Raw genomic sequence first — 19,617 nt, 5'->3', positions numbered from 1 at the left:
CTGTGGCCCTTGCCTGCCACTGAGAATAAAACCATTTCAGTAGCAGGACTTAACGATAATAATTAAGAAGGAATACTAAGCTGGCCGAGTAATTCTTTCATCCATTGATGTCCCTTATCTCTATCCGTTGATTCATGCCAAGTGAGATAACATGAGCGACATGTTTCCTCCCACGGTAACGGGATAAGTTTCAGATTAAGGGCCTCGCTGTATGTTTGAACTAACCAACGAGGCGCAATTGCAACAAGGCTAGTTTGAGAGACAATATTCAGCACACTGTTCATATCCGTGCTTTCATAAGCGATAGTTTGGCTACTGATGGTCGAATCATAATAAAGCTCACTGAAAGAACCTACTTTATCTAAGGACACCACCGCATGTAATTCAGAAAGAAGTTGTTCTTGAGTGATTGAATTATCAATACGCGGGTGATCTTTAGACACTGCCAAAACGGATTCATCCAAGGATAATGATATATCATGAAAATCGGAGCGTTCGAACTTGGTATAACCGATAACAAATTCGGTTTCTTGATAACGTAACTGATGTTCAATATTCTCATTAAGATAAGATCTAATAATGAGCTGAACACTGGGTGCTAATTGATTAACCTGCTGTATGATTTGTGCGGTTAGCCTAATATCCAGAGGGCTACAAATAGATAAATTAAATACTCGCCCACTACTTTTGGCTTCAAACCCCGCACCTGGCAACTCATTTTGCACTAATTGTAATGCCTGTCGTACCGGCCCAAAAAGCTGGCGCGCTCTGGCGGTTGGCTGGATACCTCGGCCATAGCGAACAAACAGCTCGTCATTAAACATCACTTTGAGACGAGCAACGGCGTTGCTCACTGCAGGCTGGGACATCCCCAGTGACTGTGCAGCACGTGTCACATTATGCATTTGCATCACAGCATCGAAAACAGTTAATAGATTGAGGTCGACACTGCGTAAATGGACGTCGCTCCCTTCCTTTTTAGTAACTTGACTGTCGATTCCTAAGTTGTGTTCAAACATGCTTAACTCCACTAAGCTTTATGCAGATGGCATGATTAATAAGTAATCTCATAGATATTCATTATTGTTTCAAAATATCTTTGAACACTTATCATTAATAATGCCAATATTCTCTTTAATACCTTAAGAGGTAAAATCGAGTCTCATCCTTGTATAAGTGTGAAAATATAAATCACACCTAATGCATTTGGTGATCAGTAAAACCCATAGACAAATATATAAACAAGAAGAATATGCAAAATATTTTGCATGGTAAATAAAATCAATCTAAATTGTCAATATTAAGGCCATACCTCATCAATATTAATAATAGAACTTTTGACATGTTCACATCACAAAATGAGAGGATTAACAACTATGACATTAATGAATAATAAATTCTTCACTTATAACTTATTAACCCTTAATTATATTAAGAAAAACACAAAAAACATAAAATACCTCACTAAATCTAATTATAATTAATATAAATAGTCATGAAGTATAAAAAACAAGAGCAAAGATATACATTAAGATAAAATAACTGCTGTGTAAATTCACTATCTGTATAAAAAATAAGACTGCCTGTGGTTAATTATTAACCTGTTAATTTAATTATCCCTGAACAGAGTTGAAAAACAACTCATCAGAGCCACAGAGAGAAAGTAAACAGGCTATCAATTCATCACATAGACAAAAAGCACAATCCCCCGCATTTTGAGTATTATGCCAAATAATGCAAAATCCACAGTTTAGATAGTTAGATTAAAAATCTTTAAAAATTAATTTTTAAGTTTTTTGTGCCGTTATACTGAATTCAGTATCCTCGTAACCAGTTGAACACGCCATTTTAAACAAATGTTGACACAACCATAGAATTCACGTATCAATTTAGGCAACGCAATATTTTAACTAATGAGAAACTGAAAAATTATGTTCTACTCAACCCGTCTACTAGGCCTACTACTCAACGCATCTCACTTGCGCGGTATGTTGGTGGACGGAAATCAGAACTGATTCAGCCATCAAGATTAACAAGCCCGCGCAAATGCGCGGGTTTTTTTTTACCCGCTAAGCGCAAATGTAAACACGACAAGGAACAACCCATGAGCCAACAAGTCATTATTTTCGATACAACCTTGCGCGACGGTGAACAAGCATTACAAGCCAGCTTGAGTGTTAAAGAAAAGCTGCAAATTGCGTTAGCATTGGAAAGAATGGGTGTCGATGTCATGGAAGTCGGTTTCCCGGTTTCCTCTCCTGGCGATTTTGAGTCAGTCCGCACCATTGCTCAGCAAGTAAAAAACAGCCGGGTTTGCGCCTTGGCACGCTGTGTAGACAAAGATATAGATGTTGCTGCTGAAGCTTTGCGTATTGCTGAAGCATTCCGAATTCATGTGTTTTTGGCGACCTCTACTTTACATATTGAATCCAAATTAAAGCGCTCGTTTGACGATGTGTTGGCGATGGCCGTTCACTCGGTAAAACGCGCCCGTAACTATACCAATGATGTGGAATTCTCTTGCGAAGATGCGGGGCGCACCCCCATTGATAACTTGTGCCGCATTGTAGAGGCCGCGATCAATGCCGGTGCCACAACCATCAATATCCCTGATACTGTCGGCTACACCACGCCTTATCAGTTCGGTGGAATCATCACTGATTTGTATAATCGGGTGCCCAATATTGATAAAGCCATTATCTCTGTCCATTGCCATGACGACTTGGGCATGTCAGTAGCCAACTCCATTACCGCGGTGCAAGCCGGGGCGCGCCAGGTCGAAGGGACTATAAATGGTTTGGGCGAGCGCGCAGGTAACTGTTCACTGGAAGAAGTGATCATGGCGATTAAAGTGCGCGAAAACATGTTAGGCGTGCATACCAATATTAATCATCAAGAAATTTACCGCACCAGCCAATTGGTCAGTAAGTTATGCAACATGCCAATACCTGCCAATAAAGCCATTGTCGGCAGCAATGCTTTTGCCCACTCCTCCGGTATCCATCAGGATGGCGTGCTGAAAAATCGCGAAAACTACGAAATCATGACCCCGCAGTCCATCGGCTTGAAAGAAGTGCAGTTGAATCTGACTTCCCGCTCGGGTCGTGCCGCCGTAAAACACCGTATGGAAGAGATGGGTTATCAGGATAAAGACTATAATTTGGACTCCTTATATGACGCATTTTTGAAATTAGCGGATAAGAAAGGCCAGGTTTTTGATTACGATTTGGAAGCATTGGCTTTCATTAATAAGCAGCAGGAAGAGCCAGAACATTACCGTTTAGACTATTTCAGTGTGCAGTCTGGCTCCAGCGTGATGGCGACAGCATCAGTAAAATTGGTCTGTGGTGAAGAAGTTAAATCAGAAGCGGCCACCGGTAATGGCCCGGTCGATGCAGTGTACCAGGCCATCAACCGCATTACCGACTACCCGATTGAACTGGTGAAATATCAACTGTCTGCCAATGGTCAGGGTAAAGACGCATTGGGTCAGGTTGATATCGTGGTTGACCACAAAGGCCGCCGTTTCCATGGTGTGGGCCTGGCAACAGATATTGTCGAGTCATCCGCAAAAGCATTGGTTCACGTATTAAATAACATCTGGCGCGCTCATCAGGTCGAAATCGAGAAGCAGCGCTTGCAACAAAATAATCAGGAAATGGTGTGAACATGACTCAGACTTATCATATTGCCGTTTTACCCGGAGACGGTATTGGCCCTGAAGTAATGACTCAGGCGGAAAAAGTATTGGATGCGGTGCGCCAGCGCTTCAGCATCAAAATCACCACCAGCAAATATGATGTGGGCGGTGCTGCCATTGACCGTCATGGCAGCCCATTGCCACCGGCTACCGTGAGCGGGTGCGAGCAAGCTGACGCCATTTTATTTGGCTCCGTGGGCGGCCCCAAATGGGAACATTTGCCACCAGCGGAACAACCTGAGCGCGGTGCATTGTTACCCTTGCGCAAACATTTTAAATTATTCAGCAACTTACGCCCTGCGCGTTTGTATCAAGGTTTAGAAGATTTCTGCCCATTGCGCAGTGATATTGCTGCTCGAGGTTTCGATATTCTGTGCGTGCGTGAATTAACCGGCGGTATCTATTTCGGTCAACCCAAAGGTCGTGAAGGCCAAGGTATGCACGAACGTGCATTTGATACTGAAGTTTATCACCGCTTTGAAATTGAACGCATTGCCCACATTGCTTTTGAATCTGCACGTAAACGCCGTGGCAAAGTTACTTCTATTGATAAAGCCAATGTGTTGCAAAGTTCAATTCTGTGGCGCGAAGTGGTCACCGCCATTGCCGCCGATTATCCAGATGTTGCGTTATCCCATATGTATATTGATAACGCCACCATGCAGTTAATTAAAGATCCATCCCAGTTTGACGTGTTGCTGTGCTCCAACTTATTTGGCGATATTTTGTCCGATGAATGCGCGATGATAACCGGCTCGATGGGCATGCTGCCGTCCGCCAGTTTGAATGAGCAAGGTTTTGGTTTGTATGAACCCGCTGGCGGCTCCGCACCGGATATCGCGGGCCAAAATATTGCCAACCCTATTGCGCAAATTCTGTCTTTGGCCCTGTTGTTGCGCTTTAGTTTGGGTAAAGACGACGCAGCTGACGCGATTGAAAACGCCATCAATCAAGCATTGGAACAAGGCTATCGCACCGCTGATTTAGCCGGTGATGGCAAAGCAATCGGCACCAATGAAATGGGCGATATCATCGCTAAATTTGTGGCGGAGGGGGTTTAACATGGGCAAGACGTTATATCAAAACAAGACGTTATATCAAAAGTTGTATGATGCGCATATCGTGCACGAAGCGCCAAATGAAACCCCGCTGTTGTATATCGACCGCCACTTAGTGCATGAAGTGACCTCGCCGCAGGCCTTTGACGGCTTGCGGGCCATGGGCCGCCCGGTACGTCAGCCGGGTAAGACCTTTGCCACCATGGATCACAACGTTTCGACGCAAACCAAAGATATCAATGCCAGCGGCGAAATGGCGCGCATTCAGATGCAAGAGTTGATCAAAAACTGTGCTGAATTTGGCGTTTCTTTATATGATTTGAATCACCCATTCCAGGGCATCGTGCATGTGATTGGCCCAGAGCAAGGAATGACTCTGCCGGGCATGACGATTGTGTGCGGAGACTCCCACACCGCGACTCACGGCGCATTTGGCTCATTGGCATTTGGTATCGGTACCTCAGAAGTTGAGCACGTGTTGGCCACCCAAACCCTGAAACAGGGCCGCGCCAAGACCATGAAAATTGAAGTTAATGGGGATGTTGGCCCCGGTATTACCGCTAAAGATATCGTGCTGGCAATTATCGGCAAAACCGGCAGCGCCGGGGGTACTGGCCATGTGGTGGAATTCTGCGGCAGTGCGATTGAAGCGCTGAGCATGGAAGGCCGGATGACTTTGTGCAATATGGCGATTGAAATGGGCGCTAAAGCCGGTTTAGTTGCACCGGACGACACCACTTTTAACTATCTGAAAGGCCGACAATTTGCACCAACTGGCGAGCAATGGGAGCAAGGTGTGGCTTACTGGCGCAGCTTGAAATCTGATGCTGACGCCAAATTCGATACTGTCGTCACCTTAGATGCTGCCGAGATAGCGCCACAAGTGACTTGGGGCACCAATCCGGGCCAAGTCATCGCGGTGAATGAAATCATCCCGGCACCGGAATCTTTCAGTGATCCGGTTGAGCGCGCCTCGGCAGAAAAAGCCTTGGCTTATATGGACTTGCGCCCTGGTATCAAGTTGACCGAAGTGGCGATTGATAAAGTCTTTATCGGCTCTTGCACCAACTCGCGCATTGAAGATTTACGTGCCGCTGCCGCCGTGGCGCAAGGGCGCAAAGTGGCGACCGGCGTACAGGCTATTGTGGTGCCCGGCTCCGGCCCGGTGAAAGCGCAGGCCGAAGCAGAAGGTTTGGATAAAATCTTTATCGAAGCCGGTTTTGAGTGGCGTTTACCCGGCTGCTCTATGTGTTTGGCGATGAATAATGACCGCCTGGAGCCAGGCGAGCGCTGTGCTTCCACCAGCAACCGGAATTTTGAAGGGCGTCAGGGCCGTGGAGGCCGCACCCATTTGGTTAGCCCGGCAATGGCTGCCGCAGCGGCAGTCAGTGGTCACTTTGCTGATGTCCGCGACTTATCCGCCGCCACCCACTAATCGGAGACACCACCATGACAAAATTTACTCAACACTCTGGTTTGGCTCAACAAACGGGTTTGGTTCAACATAAGGGTTTGGTCGTTCCATTGGATGCGGCAAACGTCGACACTGACGCGATTATCCCGAAACAGTTTTTGCAAAAAGTGACGCGCACCGGTTTTGGTCAACATCTGTTTAACGACTGGCGTTTTCTCGATGATGCTGGCAAAGTGCCCAACCCTGAATTTGTGCTGAACCAACCGCGCTATCAGGGCGCGACCATTTTGTTAGCCCGCGAAAACTTCGGCTGCGGCTCATCACGCGAACATGCGCCTTGGGCACTGACAGATTTCGGTTTCAAAGTGGTTATCGCCCCAAGTTTTGCTGATATTTTTTACGGCAATTCATTTAATAACCAGTTATTGCCGGTCACATTAAATGAAGCGGATATTGATACTTTATTCCAATTGGTTAAAGAGAATGAAGGCATCGAATTTATTGTCGATTTAGAGCACCAGACGGTAAATGCCGGTGGGAAAAGTTATTCTTTCGAAATTGATAGTTTCCGCCGTCATTGTATGATTAACGGTTTAGACAGCATTGGCCTGACACTACAGCATGAAAGTAATATTTCAGCCTACGAAAAACAACAGCCAGAATTCCTACGTTAATTATTTTTAATTCATTTTGTGAGTATATTGTTGGTGTCAGGCTTCCTGACCCAACAATTCAAACCCCATCTAAACTCTAATCAAAAAAAACAATCAAAAACCCTAATCAAAAACCCATTACCATTTTACCCCTTACCCGATAAGTAATAAAAATATGATAATAATCAACAAAATACAAATCAGCACCTTAATCTATTCAATTGCATAAACATTAATAATTATAATATATTCTGCATTGATTGTAATTTGTGCTGACGGTCACTTTTTATTTCTTCAACAACGCTATGCTGTAATTGACTATTTCCTCCCTAGAGGTCGCCTTATGGCACGCATTATATTGCGTTACGAAGCACGTATCTCCGGCGATAGCCGAGCTTGGTTTAATATAGATTACCGCCTCGCCAACGATTTCCCGCGTTAATTCCCCCATTGCTTATTCAGCTTCGGCTGAAAATCTCATTTCTTTATTTTTTTGCCGTCATAGGTGATGCGAATAATGACTTTCGCTCGTCACTAAATGACAGCATTTTTAATATATAGCCAAAGTCATTGGAGTTGCAGATCGGCAGCTAACGCCCCTGCGATTTCAAGTACGACGGGTATTTGGAGTTATAAGCCATGAAACGCATTCCTGAACCTTTCCGTATTAAAATGGTAGAAAATATTCGGATGACTAACCGGGAGGATCGTGAGAAAGCACTGATTGAGGCGGGCTACAACCCATTCTTACTCCCCAGTGAAGATATTTATATTGATTTACTGACTGACTCTGGCACCGGGGCGATGAGTGACCGCCAGTGGGCTGGCTTAATGATGGGCGATGAATCCTATGCTGGCTCGCGTAACTATTATCACTTGTGTGACCAGGTTAAAAAACTGATTGGCTACCCATTTACTATCCCAACACATCAGGGCCGCGGCGCGGAACAAATTCTATTCCCTTGCCTCATTGTCAAAAAACAAAAAGCAGGGGGAGCCAAGAATCCCGTTTTTATTTCCAACTTCCACTTTGATACCACCGCCGCCCATGTTGAGATCAATGGGGCGAAAGCTATCAACGTGGTCACCCCGAAAGCCTTTGATACTGTGACTTATTATGACTGGAAAGGGGATTTCGATTTAGACCAACTGAAAGCCACTATTGCCGAGCATGGTGCTGACAATGTGGTGTCAATTATTACCACCGTCACTTGCAACAGCTCCGGCGGGCAGCCAGTTTCAATGAGTAATATGCGCGAAGTATATCGAATTGCTCAACAGCATAATATTCCAGTGGTGATTGACTCCGCCCGCTTCTGTGAAAACGCCTGGTTTATCAAGCAGCGCGAGCCGGGTTATGGCGATAAGTCGATCAAAGAGATCATTCTGGAAATGTATCAGTATGGCGATATGCTCACCATGTCAGCCAAAAAAGACTCGCTGGTAAACATTGGCGGCTTATGCTGTTTCCGTGCCGATGAAGACCTGTTCAACGACGTTCGCATCCGTTGTGTGCCAATGGAAGGTTTTGTGACTTATGGTGGTTTGGCTGGCCGCGACATGGAAGCGCTGGCGATTGGGCTGGAAGAGGGAATGAATGAAGACTTCCTGACTTACCGTATTGGTCAGGTCGAGTATTTGGGCGAGCGCCTGCGGGCTGGCGGCATCCCCATTCAATATCCGACTGGCGGTCATGCCGTATTTGTTGATGCCAAAATCCTGCTGCCACATATTCCAGCCGAACAATTCCCAGCACAAGCCCTGAATAATGCCCTGTATCTGGAGGCGGGAATCCGCAGTGTGGAGATTGGTTCATTGCTGCTAGGCCGTGATCCGGAAACCGGCCAACAAAAACCATCGCCATTGGAATTGCTGCGCTTGACCATCCCGCGCCGGGTCTACACCAATGACCATATGGACTATATTGCGGATGCACTGATTTCACTCAAATCACGCGCCGAGGAAATCAAAGGTTTGACTTTCACCTACGAACCGCCAGTTCTACGCCACTTTGTGGCCCGATTAAAACCGGTCGAATAAACAACAATTACCCCCAAGATCACTGCGTTGGGTTTTGGGGGTATTCTCATGATTATATTGGTTTAACTGTCCGGGCGATTAACACCATCGCCCCTATCCTGCCCGAACCTGCGGGGTGCTAAGCTTCTCTGACTCGCGCACAAATGATAAGTGAGAGAATGGCGAGAATCATCGCCATGACATACACCGAATCATGTCCCCAAGTTTCCGTTAATACCCCTTGCAGCACCCCTGCCAGAATCACCCCGGTTGAAATACTGTTGGTAAACAACGTGGTAGCGGCTCCTGCCCTGCCGGGCATTAAATCCTGAAAATAAAGCATACCAATCCCGGCGACAATGCCGATGAAAATGGCATTAAAAATCTGCAATAACATCAGGGCGGTTTTGAATTTAAACAGCACCAATCCGGTATAAAACAGCACGCCAGCCAGCACCGCAAACAACATGATTTTGCGCTTACCAAAACGTCTGACTGAATACCCCGCCAACAACATGATAGGAATTTCCAGCCCGGCCGCCGTCCCCATCAATAAACCCGCTAACCGCTCAGGTAACCCCAAGTTTGCGGTGATATATAAAGGCATATCAATGATATACATGGTATTGCAAGTCCACATCAGCATTGAAGCAATAAACAATAACAACACGTTTTTATCAGCAAACAAGCTCACTTGCGCCACCGCTGGGGCATCCGCTACCGGCTCTGCCCGCTGCACCGACGGCAGAATAAACCACACCACCAGCGCGCTCAGCACAAAAACACCGGCCGCAATGCTGAACATCAGGGTAAAGCCATAATTCAGCGCCAGCATAAATGACAGCGGCGGCCCGATAACCCAAGCCAATGAGAGCTGCGCACGCATAATGGAGCTGAACATCACCACTTCGCGGGCCGAGCTATCAGCATATTCACGCGCTAGAGCGAAAATTTGCGGCATGGCGGTGTTAGCCACGGCGGCCAACACCACTCCGGCGGTGATCAAGGTCAGATAATCACGATTAAAGGCAAATAACAGGCAGTTCCCCACCGCCATTAAGTAGCAAACCATAATGAGTTTGCGCCGATCCCCGCGCGAGTCCGAGCGCTTGGCCAGCACAAAGCTGACGGTAATCCCGGCAATAGCATTCACGGTGTAAAACAGCCCAACCCATAGTGGCCGCACTTTGACTTCGGTGCTTAAAAACAGACTTAAGGTCGGAGCTTGCAAGGCACCCGCAATACCAGAAAGAAAAGCCACCACAAAGAAAGCGAGAAAAACCGGATTGATACGGCGGGAAAAGGTTAATGCAGATTTCATTCCAGGCTCCAGCGCCAGAAACAGCTATTGTGGGTATTATAATGACAGGAAATACTACGAGTATCTTTGATAGAGCATATTACTGTTATTCAACCTGTATGGTACTTGCCCATGCTAAAATAAATCAGAATGGCTTCCCACGCGGTATAACTTAAGATAACCGTCACTACGTTGATAAATTAACAGCAAATCTGGCATGCCATGGCATTCAAGATAACCAATATAGTTACCGATCAAGGGGTGTTCTTTGTATTTTTGCGGGAGTATTTCGCCCGTTTGTAATAGCGAAATAGTTTCTAAAATAACTTTCTGTGCTTTTTTATTGTTTGTATACCGTTTTGCATCTTTTTTAAAGCGGCTCTGATAAACAATCTCAAGCATGTTTACCAACCAAGATCGCGTTTGAGTGCATCAACCGTATCAACACGATGAACTTCTACCCCATTCTCTAGGTCACGGATAGCTTGTAGCGTTTCCTGATTAGGTTGGAGTAAATCTATGGGAAGCTCTGCATTAACAGCAAGGCGATTAACTACCATGCGGATCACGGTAGATAAATCAAGGCCAAGCGCTTTTGCATTCGCCATCGCAGCAGCTTTAGATGCAGGTGAGACTCGTGCGCGAACAACAGTATCAGTCATAATAACCTCCATTAAGTTATTTTATTGTAGCTACAACGTAGCCACGCGTCAAGCTCGTTTTTTAGACACCCGCCCCTAAATATTGTCATGCAGTTCATACCAAGGATAAAAAAAGCCAGTGGCATAAACCACTGGCTGGTGAAATACACCATTACTCAGAAACTTTTGCTACTCGGTAAAGCAAGACTAAATTACAAAGTATGTTCAGTGCGGGCGATAATATCGTCCTGTGCATCCGGCGACAGCGCGGTGAAGAATGCCGAGTAACCGGCAACTCTGACCACTAAATCACGGTAGCGATCCGGGTGCTGCTTGGCTTCCAGCAAGGTTTCACGCGACACAATGTTGTATTGCACATGCCAGCCCAGATACTCCTCAAAGAAAGTGCGCAGCATCATCATCAACTTTTCGCGGTCACGCGGATTATCCAATGTGGACGGGTTCAACTTTTGATTGAGCAACACGCCGCCCAGAATCGAAGCCGTCGGCAATTTTGACAATGAGTTAAACACCGCCGTTGGCCCCAGATGGTCAGTGCCAGAAGCGGGGCTTGCCCCCTCCGCCAATGGGCTGTGCGCTTTACGGCCATCGGGTGTTGCCATGGTCGCCGCACCAAATGGCACGTTGGCAGAGATAGACGAGGTTCCCGCATAATAAGTGCCGCCAATCGGGCCGCGACCAAAACGCGTATTGTGATATTGCTTCAGCTCATCAATGTAAGTCTGATAAGCCCGCACTAACAGTTGGTCGACATCATCAACATCATTGCCGTATTTCGGCGCTGAATTAATCAAATGCTGGCGTAGCTGCTCGCCATTCAGACCAGCAAAATCATTGGCTAATGCAGTGGCCAGCTGTTTTTGGCTGATAAGTTGTTGTTCAAATACCAATTTGCGCACAGCCGCCAGACTGTTACCCAAATTGGCAATCCCGACTTGCAAACCAGAAACCCAGTCGTAGCGCGCTCCGCCCTGTTTGATACTTTTGCCGCGCTCAATGCAATCATCCACCAGCGCTGAACAGACGATATCGTGGGCGTTTTCTTCCAATATAGTGTCCACCACACACTCTATTTCAATGGATTTGCGGGTGTAATAGCGAATCTGCGCATCCCATTGCGCCATGACTTGAGAGAAATCGCTAAAGTTACCTTTCGACAATCCTTGCTCTTGTGGCAAGAATACCTGGCCGGAAGTGGCATCGCGACCTTGCTCCAACGCAGCCAACATCACTCTGGCGAAGTTAATGAAACTCATGCCGGTGCAGCGGTAGCCCCACTTGCCGCCGACGGCGGTTTCAATGCAGCCAATCGCCGCGTAATCATAGGCATCCTGCGGCTCGACACCCAGTTTGATAAATTCGGGAATAACAATTTCGTCATTATTAAATGCGGGCATACCAAAACCACAGCGAATGACTTGCACGCAAGCATCGAGGAAATCATCACTGATACCGGCATGATAGCGAACACTGAGATTCGGCTGGGTTGAACGTAAGCGCCCACAGGATTCCAGCACCGCATAAGAGAGCGGATTCACCGCATCAATGGCTTTGCCCTGCACCAATTTTTGCCCGCCGATAGTGACGTTTTGATAAAGCGGGCTACCCGCCGAGGCCTTGGAGTGCGAACCGGAGCGGATTTTGTTCACTTCCAGCAATTTCAGCCAGCAGCTATGCAGCATCTCAATGGCATGCTCGCGGCTGAGGGTATTTTCCAACTCAACATCGCGGCGATACCATGGATACAGATATTGGTCCAAACGGCCAAACGAGACGGAATGACCATTGGATTCAATTTGCAAAATTAGTTGAATGAAATAGCACAATTGCAGCGCTTGCCAGAAAGTTTGCGGCGGCTGATGAGCAATCAGCTCACAGTTTTCGGCGATTTCTTGTAGTTCAGTGCGCCGCCATTCACGCGTTTCTTCTTCCGCCATTTGCCGGGCTACTGCGGCGTAGCGCTCAATATGTGCGCTCAGAGCAGCCAGCGAGATATCAATCGCTTTCAGGAATTGTTCTTTGTGCAGGTCACTCCAGTCAGTCAGTTGCAGCCGAGAGCGACGGCTGGCCACTTTACTGCGCAGACCATCCAGCCCTTTTTCTAGCAATAACGGGAAGTTAACCGCCAAATGCGCATCGCCGGAGGTCATATTGCCCTCGGCTTTTATAATGCCGGTCGCCAACAGCGCTTTTTGCTCATCAGTAAACATGCCGTAGCAGCGGTCTTGCACTGTTTGCCCGCGCCACCATGGGCACAGCTGGTGTAATACCGTTTTGTCGGCTTCACTGACTGAGAAACCGGCACCGGGGCGGTCGGCTAACGCGTCAATTTCACTCTCAATCCAGCCCACGGTGTATTCAGGAAAAATCGGCGCGGCGCGTAATTGGCTGGCCTGATTACCAATAATTAGCTCATCATTTTTAATCCAAACAGTGCGTTGCTGTAAGTGATGGGCCAGTGCCAGCGCCCGCCGAACCGGCAGCGGTTTATCCTGATGTTGTTGATAAGCCTCGGTATAATGCAACGCCCGCTCAGTACAAACCGGCGGTTTTACAATATGAATCAGCGCGTTTTTATGCTGTTTTGTCCGTTCGCTTAAGGTTACCAAATCGAGAGTCGTCATTGCGTCATCCTCTTAAGATTGCCGTCAGGCCCTTTTCACGGGCATAACTTTCCGCGAAGGCCAGCAGGGAAGGAGAGTCCAAAGGTGTACTTGCCGCCAGATACTTTTCACCCAGCAGCGAATATTTATTGATGCCCAGAGTGTGATAAGGCAAAAAATGAATTTCTTTCACGCCAATCTCATCCGCAGCAAAATCGACAATTCCTTGTACCGAGCGGCGGTCAGCATTGAAATCCGGGATTAAAGGCACCCGCACCGTAATATCGGTGCCCGCGGCCGCTAATTTGCGGAAGTTATCCATCACCCGTTTGGCAGAGCCGCCAGTCCACTGTTGAAAACGGCGCTCATCGGTGTGTTTCAAGTCTGCCAGCATCAAATCCAGCCACGGCAAAGAGGGGGCGATATAGCGCCACGGGGTGTGCAAACAAGATTCAACCGCGGTATGGATGCCCAGTTGATGGCAGCGCTGCAATAATTCAGCGGCCACTTCCGGCTGCATAAAAGGTTCGCCGCCAGATAATGTCACCCCGCCACCACTGCGCCGATAAAATGGCAAATCGCGCAGCAATATCGCCATAGTGCCGTCAATATCAATGGGGTCACCGCACACCGTCAACGCACCACTGGGGCAGCGCGTTTTCAGTGCTTGAAAGTCGTCTTCAGCCAATAGCTGGCGATGAATAACAATTTTATTATCAATATGTTGGATTGCTTGCGGGCAAGTCTGATGACACAAATCGCAGCCGGATAAACACAGACGCGGGTCAAATAACAGCTCCGGCTCACGTGAGCGGCTTTCGGGGTTTTGGCACCAGCGACAACTCAACGAACAGCCTTTGAGGAACACCACGCTACGAATGCCGGGGCCGTCATGAGTGGAATAACGTTGTAAATTAAAAATCATCTTATTCCTCCCATTCGCTGACTAACCCGCTTTCATTAACAAGCAGTATCCGCGTAATATAGGGAAAGAAAAATTGATGAAGTTTGCCGAGGAGTTCCCCTTTTATGTCTACCTCCCGCTTGCAACAGCAGTTCATTCGCCTTTGGCAACGTTTTAGCGGTTTGCCCACAGAAACCACCTTGCAGGAGCTGGCTGACGTGCTCTGTTGCTCGCGCCGCCATGTGCGTTCCTTATTGGGCAGTATGCAGCAAGAGGGGTGGCTGAGCTGGCAGGCGGAAGCTGGCCGAGGTAAGCGCTCACAACTGACTTTCCTCTGCTCCGGCCTGGCCTTACAGCAACAGCGGGCCGAAGAGTTACTGGAACAAGAAAGTATTGATCAACTGGTGCAGTTGGTCGGGGATAAAAAAGCAGTGCGCCAAATGCTGCTCTCTCAGTTAGGGCGCAGCTTCCGGCAAGGTAAACATATTCTGCGGGTGCTCTATTACCGCCCCTTACAAAATCTATTACCCGGCACCGCGCTGCGCCGCTCAGAAACCCATATGGTGCGGCAGATTTTTAATGGTCTGACGCGGATAAATGAGGAAAATGGGGAACTGGAGCCGGATTTGTCTCATCACTGGCAAGCCATTAGCCCATTGCATTGGCGCTTTTATTTGCGCCCGGCGATTCATTTTCACCATGGCCGTGAGCTGGAAATGAATGATGTGATGACCAGCCTGACTCGGTTAATCTCCCAACCGCTGTTTTCACATATCACCGCGGTGCGCTCACCCACCCCGTATGTGATTGATGTGCATCTCAGTACCCCGGACAGCTGGCTGCCGTGGTTGTTGGGCAGTGTACACGCCATGATCTTGCCGCAAGAGTGGGAAAATCAGCCGGATTTCCGCCGACATCCTATTGGGACTGGCCCTTATTCCGTGATTCGAAATCATCATAGCCAATTGAAAATTCAGGCATTTGATAATTATTTTGGTTTTCGCGCACTTATTGATGAGGTCAATATTTGGGTATTACCGGAGCTGTCCGAAGAATTGGTTTATTCCGGTGTGCAATTGCAAGCTGATGATACCAGTAAAAATGAGCTGGAAAGCCGGCTGGAAGAAGGCTGTTATTTTCTGTTATTCGACCAGCGATCTCCCCAAACCTGCAATCCTGATATCCGCCGTTGGCTCTGTGAACTCATCACCCCCGTCGCCCTACTCAGCCATGCCGATCCTTTTTACCAACGCTACTGGTCACCGGCTTACGGCATGTTACCGCGCTGGCACCATAACCGGCTCAGGGTACTGGAAGCGAAACCGGAAGGTTTGACCGAACTGACACTGACTTTTTATAGTCACCATTCAGAGTTTGATGCTATCAGCCAAACATTGGCCACATTATTGGCCGCACACGGGGTCAAATTGATCATAAATGTGGTGGATTATGCCAGTTGGTATCAAGGGGATGCACAGAGCGACATCTGGCTCGGCAGCGCCAATTTTTATCTGCCGCTGGAATTTTCCCTGTTTGCCACCTTGTATGAGCTGCCGCTGCTGCAATATTGCCTGGATGAAAAACTGCACCAAGATGTTGAATTATGGCGAAATAATACTCTGCCAATGGCGGAATGGAGCCAGCGTTTGGTCAGCCAGAATCAATTTCACCCACTGTTCCATCACTGGCTAGAATTATATGGGCAGCACAGTATGCGCGGGGTGCGCATGAACACACTCGGCTGGTTTGACTTCAAATCGGCCTGGTTTACGCCACCAGAGGATTAAACCCGCTTTCGCCCACTGCAATTAAACTCTACAATAGCGCCGTCTCAACGGGGTGCTAACTTGCAGAAAATCGCAAGTTAGCTGAGAGCAAACCCGTCGAACCTGATCCGGTTAACACCGGCGGAGGGATTTGAGAAAAATAACGCTGTATCTTCTTGATATTCATGTTATTTACCGCCTCAGATACCTTTGCCACCTTTATCTTTAAGGAGTGCAAAGTGTTTAAACGCATGATTTCCTGCTTGTTTTTTCTGTCTGCCGCTGCCGTCGCTGCTGATAAACCCACCTTGACTGTTTATACCTATGATTCTTTCGCGGCTGATTGGGGCCCGGGGCCGTCGATTAAAAAAGCCTTTGAAGCCGAGTGTGATTGTCAGCTTAAATTTGTGGCGCTGGAAGATGGTGTTTCCCTGCTGAACCGCCTGCGGATGGAGGGTAAAAATAGCCAAGCCGATGTGGTGTTGGGCTTAGATAACAATCTGCTGCAAGCGGCAGAGCAAACCGGATTATTCGTGCCAAGTCAGGTAGATACCAGCCATCTGACTTTGCCAGAAAAATGGCAAAATAAAATTTTCGTCCCCTACGATTATGGCTATTTTGCTTTTGTGTATGACAAAAATAAATTGAAAAATCCGCCGAAAAGCCTGCAAGAATTAGTCGACAGCAAAGAACCGTGGAAAGTGATTTATCAAGACCCGCGCACCAGTACCCCGGGCCTCGGTTTAATGTTGTGGATGCAAAAAGTCTATGGCGACCAAGCCCCGCAAGCCTGGCAGAAATTAGCGAAAAAAACCGTCACCGTGACCAAAGGCTGGAGTGAAGCTTACGGCTTGTTCCTGAAAGGTGAAGGGGATTTCGTGCTGAGCTACACCACTTCTCCGGCTTATCATCTGATTGCAGAGAAGAAAGACAACTATGCGGCGGCTGATTTCAGTGAAGGCCACTATCTGCAAGTGGAAGTGGCTGGTGTGGTCGCGTCCAGCAAACAACCGGAACTGGCGCAGCGCTTTATGCAATTTATGGTCACTCCTGCATTCCAGAATCATATCCCGACCGGCAACTGGATGTATCCGGTAATCAAAATGGACTTACCGGCTGGATTTGAAACACTCACCGTGCCGCAAAAAGCTTTGCAGTTTGATGCAAAAGACGTGGCTGATAATCGCGGTAAATGGATTCAAGCATGGCAATCCGCCGTCAGCCACTAATCCCCGCGTGGCTATGGCCGGGGCTACTGGCCGCCTTGCTGATAACCGGTGTCGCCTTACTGGCGTTCACCGCTATCTGGCGTCACGCGCCAGCGGCAGACTGGCAAAGCATCTGGCATGACAGTTATCTGTGGCATGTGATTCGCTTCACTTTCTGGCAGGCGTTTCTCTCTGCGCTGCTGTCCGTTATTCCGGCGATTTTTTTGGCGCGCGCCTTATATCGCCGCCGCTTCCCCGGCCGCCAATTGATGCTGCGCTTATGTGCCATGACATTGGTGCTGCCGGTGCTGGTCGCCATTTTCGGCATCCTGACGGTTTATGGCCGCCAAGGTTGGCTGGCGGCACTATTGGGCTGGCTAGGAGTGGATTACCGCTTCTCGCCCTATGGTTTACAAGGGATTTTGCTGGCGCATATTTTCTTTAATATGCCGCTGGCAACCCGCTTGTTATTGCAGTCATTGGAAAGCATTGCCGTTGAGCAGCGCCAGTTAGCCGCCCAATTGGGCATGAACGGCTGGCAGCATTTTCGCTGGATCGAGTGGCCCTATCTGCGCCGCCAAATTCTGCCGACTGCCGCGCTGATTTTCATGCTGTGTTTTGCCAGCTTTGCCACCGTGCTCTCTCTGGGCGGCGGGCCGCAAGCTACCACCATCGAACTGGCTATTTATCAGGCACTTAGTTATGACTATGATTTAGGGCGCGCCGCATTATTGGCACTGATTCAACTGGGTTGCTGTCTGGGATTGGTGGTGCTGAGCCAACGGCTAAGTTCAGTGTTGGCGGTGGGAAATACCCATGCTCAGGAGTGGCGCAGTCAGCAGGATAGTACCTGGTCGCGCATTAGCGATACATTGTTAATCGGGGCGGCGTTATTATTGATGGTGCCACCATTGCTGGCTGTTGTAATTGATGGCAGCAATAAAACGATATTGACCGTGCTACAACAACCGGCGCTGTGGCAAGCTTTCTTTACCTCACTGACTATCGCCATTGGGGCCGGATTATTGTGTGTCACTCTGACTATGATGCTGTTATGGAGCAGCCGTGAGCTGAAACTGCGCCACCACGCGGCTTACGGGCAAGTATTGGACATCAGCGGCATGGTGATTCTGGCGATGCCGGGGATCGTGCTGGCAACCGGCTTTTTTTTATTGCTCAATGACACTCTGGGCTTGCCGCAATCGCCTTATGCACTGGTGATTCTGACCAATGCGCTGATGGCGGTGCCCTATGCATTAAAAGTGTTGGATAACCCGATGCGAGACTTGGCTGAGCGCTATACGCCGCTGTGTTTATCACTGGATATTCGCGGCTGGCACCGTGTGCGCCACATTGAGTTACGGGCACTGAAACGCCCGCTGGCTCAAGCGTTGGCCTTCGCCAGTGTGCTTTCTATCGGGGATTTTGGCGTGGTCGCGCTGTTTGGTAACGAGCATTTCCGCACCCTGCCATTTTATCTCTATCAACAGATAGGGTCTTATCGCAGCAATGATGGCGCGGTGACCGCCCTGCTGCTGCTGTTACTGTGTTTCCTGCTGTTTACTCTGATTGAAAAACTGCCGAGCCGCCATGCTAAAGCTTGAGAAAATCACCTATTTATACGACCACTTACCGATGCGTTTTGATTTGCGCATGCAAGCCGGTGAGCGGGTGGCTATTCTTGGCCCCAGTGGGGCGGGTAAAAGCACGCTATTGAGCTTAATTGCGGGCTTTTTAGCTCCGGCCAGTGGTCAAATGCTGCTGAATAATCAAGACCATACCCTAACACCGCCCGCCCAAAGGCCGGTATCCATGTTATTTCAGGAAAATAATCTGTTCGCGCATTTGAATGTCGAACAAAACATTGGGCTGGGTTTGCATCCGGGGCTAAAACTCAATCATGAGCAAAAATTACTGCTCGGCCAGATTGCGCAACAAGTTGGGTTGGAAGAGTGTCTTGACCGGCTACCGGCACAGCTTTCCGGCGGCCAACGCCAGCGGGCGGCACTGGCGCGCTGTCTGGTGCGCAGCCAACCCATCCTGCTGCTGGACGAACCCTTTTCCGCATTAGACCCGGCACTGCGCAATGAAATGCTGCAATTGGTCGAAAACGTCTGCGAAAATCGCCAATTGACCTTGTTGATGGTGTCGCACAATCTGGATGACGCCGCCCGCATTGCCGAGCGCACTTTATTGGTGGTGGATGGCCGTATTTACTATGACGGCCCCACTCAGGCACTGGTCAACGGCACTGCGCCGGAAGCCAGGGTGCTAGGGATTGCTCCCCAGCGGTAGTTGATGGAACCGCTAACCCCCTGCGGCGTAAAGGC

General features: G+C 48.4%; 16 protein-coding genes and 1 riboswitch. Of the genes, 10 read left to right on the top strand and 6 right to left on the bottom strand.

Annotated elements, in window-relative coordinates:
- Positions 1-62 precede the first annotated feature (62 nt).
- A complete protein-coding gene (gene leuO / locus OP863_RS03455; protein WP_050291598.1) occupies positions 63-1,019 on the bottom strand; it encodes a transcriptional regulator LeuO in 957 nt (318 codons plus the stop codon).
- A 1,085-nt stretch (positions 1,020-2,104) separates the two neighbouring features.
- Between leuO and leuA the strand changes: the two genes are divergently transcribed.
- The 6 genes from leuA (at position 2,105) to tnaA (ending at position 8,865) form a co-directional block, all read left to right on the top strand.
- On the top strand, positions 2,105-3,667 hold the full coding sequence (gene leuA, locus OP863_RS03450; protein ID WP_004388981.1) for a 2-isopropylmalate synthase: 1,563 nt from the start codon (positions 2,105-2,107) through the stop codon (positions 3,665-3,667).
- 2 nt (positions 3,668-3,669) lie between these two features.
- Positions 3,670-4,761 carry a 3-isopropylmalate dehydrogenase gene (leuB, locus tag OP863_RS03445; protein WP_145587303.1) on the top strand — a complete coding sequence of 364 codons (1,092 nt, stop codon included), beginning with the start codon at positions 3,670-3,672 and terminating at the stop codon, positions 4,759-4,761.
- Position 4,762: 1 nt separating this feature from the next.
- Positions 4,763-6,193, top strand: coding sequence for a 3-isopropylmalate dehydratase large subunit (gene leuC, locus OP863_RS03440; protein WP_050113688.1), 1,431 nt, complete (start codon positions 4,763-4,765; stop codon positions 6,191-6,193).
- Between the two features lie 14 nt (positions 6,194-6,207).
- The gene (leuD, locus tag OP863_RS03435; RefSeq protein ID WP_038636333.1) at positions 6,208-6,846 is read left to right on the top strand and encodes a 3-isopropylmalate dehydratase small subunit; all 639 of its coding nucleotides are present in this window, start codon (positions 6,208-6,210) and stop codon (positions 6,844-6,846) included.
- A gap of 322 nt (positions 6,847-7,168) precedes the next feature.
- Positions 7,169-7,267 (top strand): tryptophanase leader peptide, encoded by a 99-nt coding sequence (gene tnaC / locus OP863_RS03430; protein ID WP_145591697.1) that lies wholly within the window; start codon positions 7,169-7,171, stop codon positions 7,265-7,267.
- 197 nt (positions 7,268-7,464) lie between these two features.
- Positions 7,465-8,865, top strand: a complete 1,401-nt coding sequence (gene tnaA / locus OP863_RS03425) for a tryptophanase (protein ID WP_265525895.1) — start codon at positions 7,465-7,467, stop codon at positions 8,863-8,865.
- A gap of 118 nt (positions 8,866-8,983) precedes the next feature.
- On the opposite strand, the gene OP863_RS03420 is transcribed toward tnaA, so the two are convergent.
- The 5 genes from OP863_RS03420 to OP863_RS03400 form a co-directional block, all read right to left on the bottom strand.
- Entirely contained in the window at positions 8,984-10,165 is a 1,182-nt protein-coding gene (locus tag OP863_RS03420) for a sugar efflux transporter (protein ID WP_145587305.1), read from the bottom strand.
- Between the two features lie 114 nt (positions 10,166-10,279).
- Entirely contained in the window at positions 10,280-10,546 is a 267-nt protein-coding gene (locus OP863_RS03415) for a type II toxin-antitoxin system YafQ family toxin (protein WP_145591695.1), read from the bottom strand.
- A gap of 2 nt (positions 10,547-10,548) precedes the next feature.
- Positions 10,549-10,752: a type II toxin-antitoxin system RelB/DinJ family antitoxin gene (locus tag OP863_RS03410; protein ID WP_235895416.1), complete on the bottom strand. Its 204-nt coding sequence runs from the start codon at positions 10,750-10,752 to the stop codon at positions 10,549-10,551.
- Positions 10,753-10,997: 245 nt separating this feature from the next.
- The gene (locus tag OP863_RS03405) at positions 10,998-13,430 is read right to left on the bottom strand and encodes a formate C-acetyltransferase/glycerol dehydratase family glycyl radical enzyme (protein ID WP_145591693.1); all 2,433 of its coding nucleotides are present in this window, start codon (positions 13,428-13,430) and stop codon (positions 10,998-11,000) included.
- 4 nt (positions 13,431-13,434) lie between these two features.
- Positions 13,435-14,334 carry a glycyl-radical enzyme activating protein gene (locus OP863_RS03400; protein WP_145591692.1) on the bottom strand — a complete coding sequence of 300 codons (900 nt, stop codon included), beginning with the start codon at positions 14,332-14,334 and terminating at the stop codon, positions 13,435-13,437.
- Between the two features lie 104 nt (positions 14,335-14,438).
- On the opposite strand from OP863_RS03400, the gene sgrR reads away from it, so the two are divergent.
- From sgrR to thiQ, 4 genes are all read left to right on the top strand, one after another.
- Positions 14,439-16,100: an HTH-type transcriptional regulator SgrR gene (sgrR, locus tag OP863_RS03395; RefSeq protein ID WP_265525894.1), complete on the top strand. Its 1,662-nt coding sequence runs from the start codon at positions 14,439-14,441 to the stop codon at positions 16,098-16,100.
- Positions 16,101-16,138: 38 nt separating this feature from the next.
- A riboswitch (TPP riboswitch) is annotated at positions 16,139-16,247 on the top strand.
- A gap of 71 nt (positions 16,248-16,318) precedes the next feature.
- Entirely contained in the window at positions 16,319-17,308 is a 990-nt protein-coding gene (thiB, locus tag OP863_RS03390) for a thiamine ABC transporter substrate binding subunit (RefSeq protein WP_050291593.1), read from the top strand.
- Positions 17,284-18,891: a thiamine/thiamine pyrophosphate ABC transporter permease ThiP gene (gene thiP, locus OP863_RS03385; protein ID WP_265525893.1), complete on the top strand. Its 1,608-nt coding sequence runs from the start codon at positions 17,284-17,286 to the stop codon at positions 18,889-18,891. Before thiB ends, thiP begins: the two co-directional genes overlap by 25 nt.
- Positions 18,878-19,582: a thiamine ABC transporter ATP-binding protein ThiQ gene (thiQ, locus tag OP863_RS03380; protein ID WP_145591689.1), complete on the top strand. Its 705-nt coding sequence runs from the start codon at positions 18,878-18,880 to the stop codon at positions 19,580-19,582. Before thiP ends, thiQ begins: the two co-directional genes overlap by 14 nt.
- Positions 19,583-19,617: the final 35 nt, after the last annotated feature.

It is taken from the genome of Yersinia sp. SCPM-O-B-9106 (C-191) (assembly GCF_026183365.1).
In the GTDB taxonomy this organism is placed as follows: domain Bacteria; phylum Pseudomonadota; class Gammaproteobacteria; order Enterobacterales; family Enterobacteriaceae; genus Yersinia; species Yersinia rochesterensis.
The sequence above is the reverse complement of the archived record's forward strand: the minus strand, read 5'-3'. Positions and strand labels throughout refer to the sequence as shown.

Coding starts and splice junctions, on each gene's coding strand:
- leuC (WP_050113688.1), top strand. CDS start 4,763: ATGGGCAAGACGTTATATCAAAACAAGACGTTATATCAAAAGTTGTAT.
- thiP (WP_265525893.1), top strand. CDS start 17,284: ATGGCAATCCGCCGTCAGCCACTAATCCCCGCGTGGCTATGGCCGGGG.
- OP863_RS03405 (WP_145591693.1), bottom strand. CDS start 13,430: ATGACGACTCTCGATTTGGTAACCTTAAGCGAACGGACAAAACAGCAT.
- leuB (WP_145587303.1), top strand. CDS start 3,670: ATGACTCAGACTTATCATATTGCCGTTTTACCCGGAGACGGTATTGGC.
- leuD (WP_038636333.1), top strand. CDS start 6,208: ATGACAAAATTTACTCAACACTCTGGTTTGGCTCAACAAACGGGTTTG.
- OP863_RS03400 (WP_145591692.1), bottom strand. CDS start 14,334: ATGATTTTTAATTTACAACGTTATTCCACTCATGACGGCCCCGGCATT.
- leuO (WP_050291598.1), bottom strand. CDS start 1,019: ATGTTTGAACACAACTTAGGAATCGACAGTCAAGTTACTAAAAAGGAA.
- thiQ (WP_145591689.1), top strand. CDS start 18,878: ATGCTAAAGCTTGAGAAAATCACCTATTTATACGACCACTTACCGATG.
- leuA (WP_004388981.1), top strand. CDS start 2,105: ATGAGCCAACAAGTCATTATTTTCGATACAACCTTGCGCGACGGTGAA.
- OP863_RS03420 (WP_145587305.1), bottom strand. CDS start 10,165: ATGAAATCTGCATTAACCTTTTCCCGCCGTATCAATCCGGTTTTTCTC.
- sgrR (WP_265525894.1), top strand. CDS start 14,439: ATGTCTACCTCCCGCTTGCAACAGCAGTTCATTCGCCTTTGGCAACGT.
- tnaA (WP_265525895.1), top strand. CDS start 7,465: ATGAAACGCATTCCTGAACCTTTCCGTATTAAAATGGTAGAAAATATT.
- OP863_RS03410 (WP_235895416.1), bottom strand. CDS start 10,752: ATGGCGAATGCAAAAGCGCTTGGCCTTGATTTATCTACCGTGATCCGC.
- OP863_RS03415 (WP_145591695.1), bottom strand. CDS start 10,546: ATGCTTGAGATTGTTTATCAGAGCCGCTTTAAAAAAGATGCAAAACGG.
- tnaC (WP_145591697.1), top strand. CDS start 7,169: ATGGCACGCATTATATTGCGTTACGAAGCACGTATCTCCGGCGATAGC.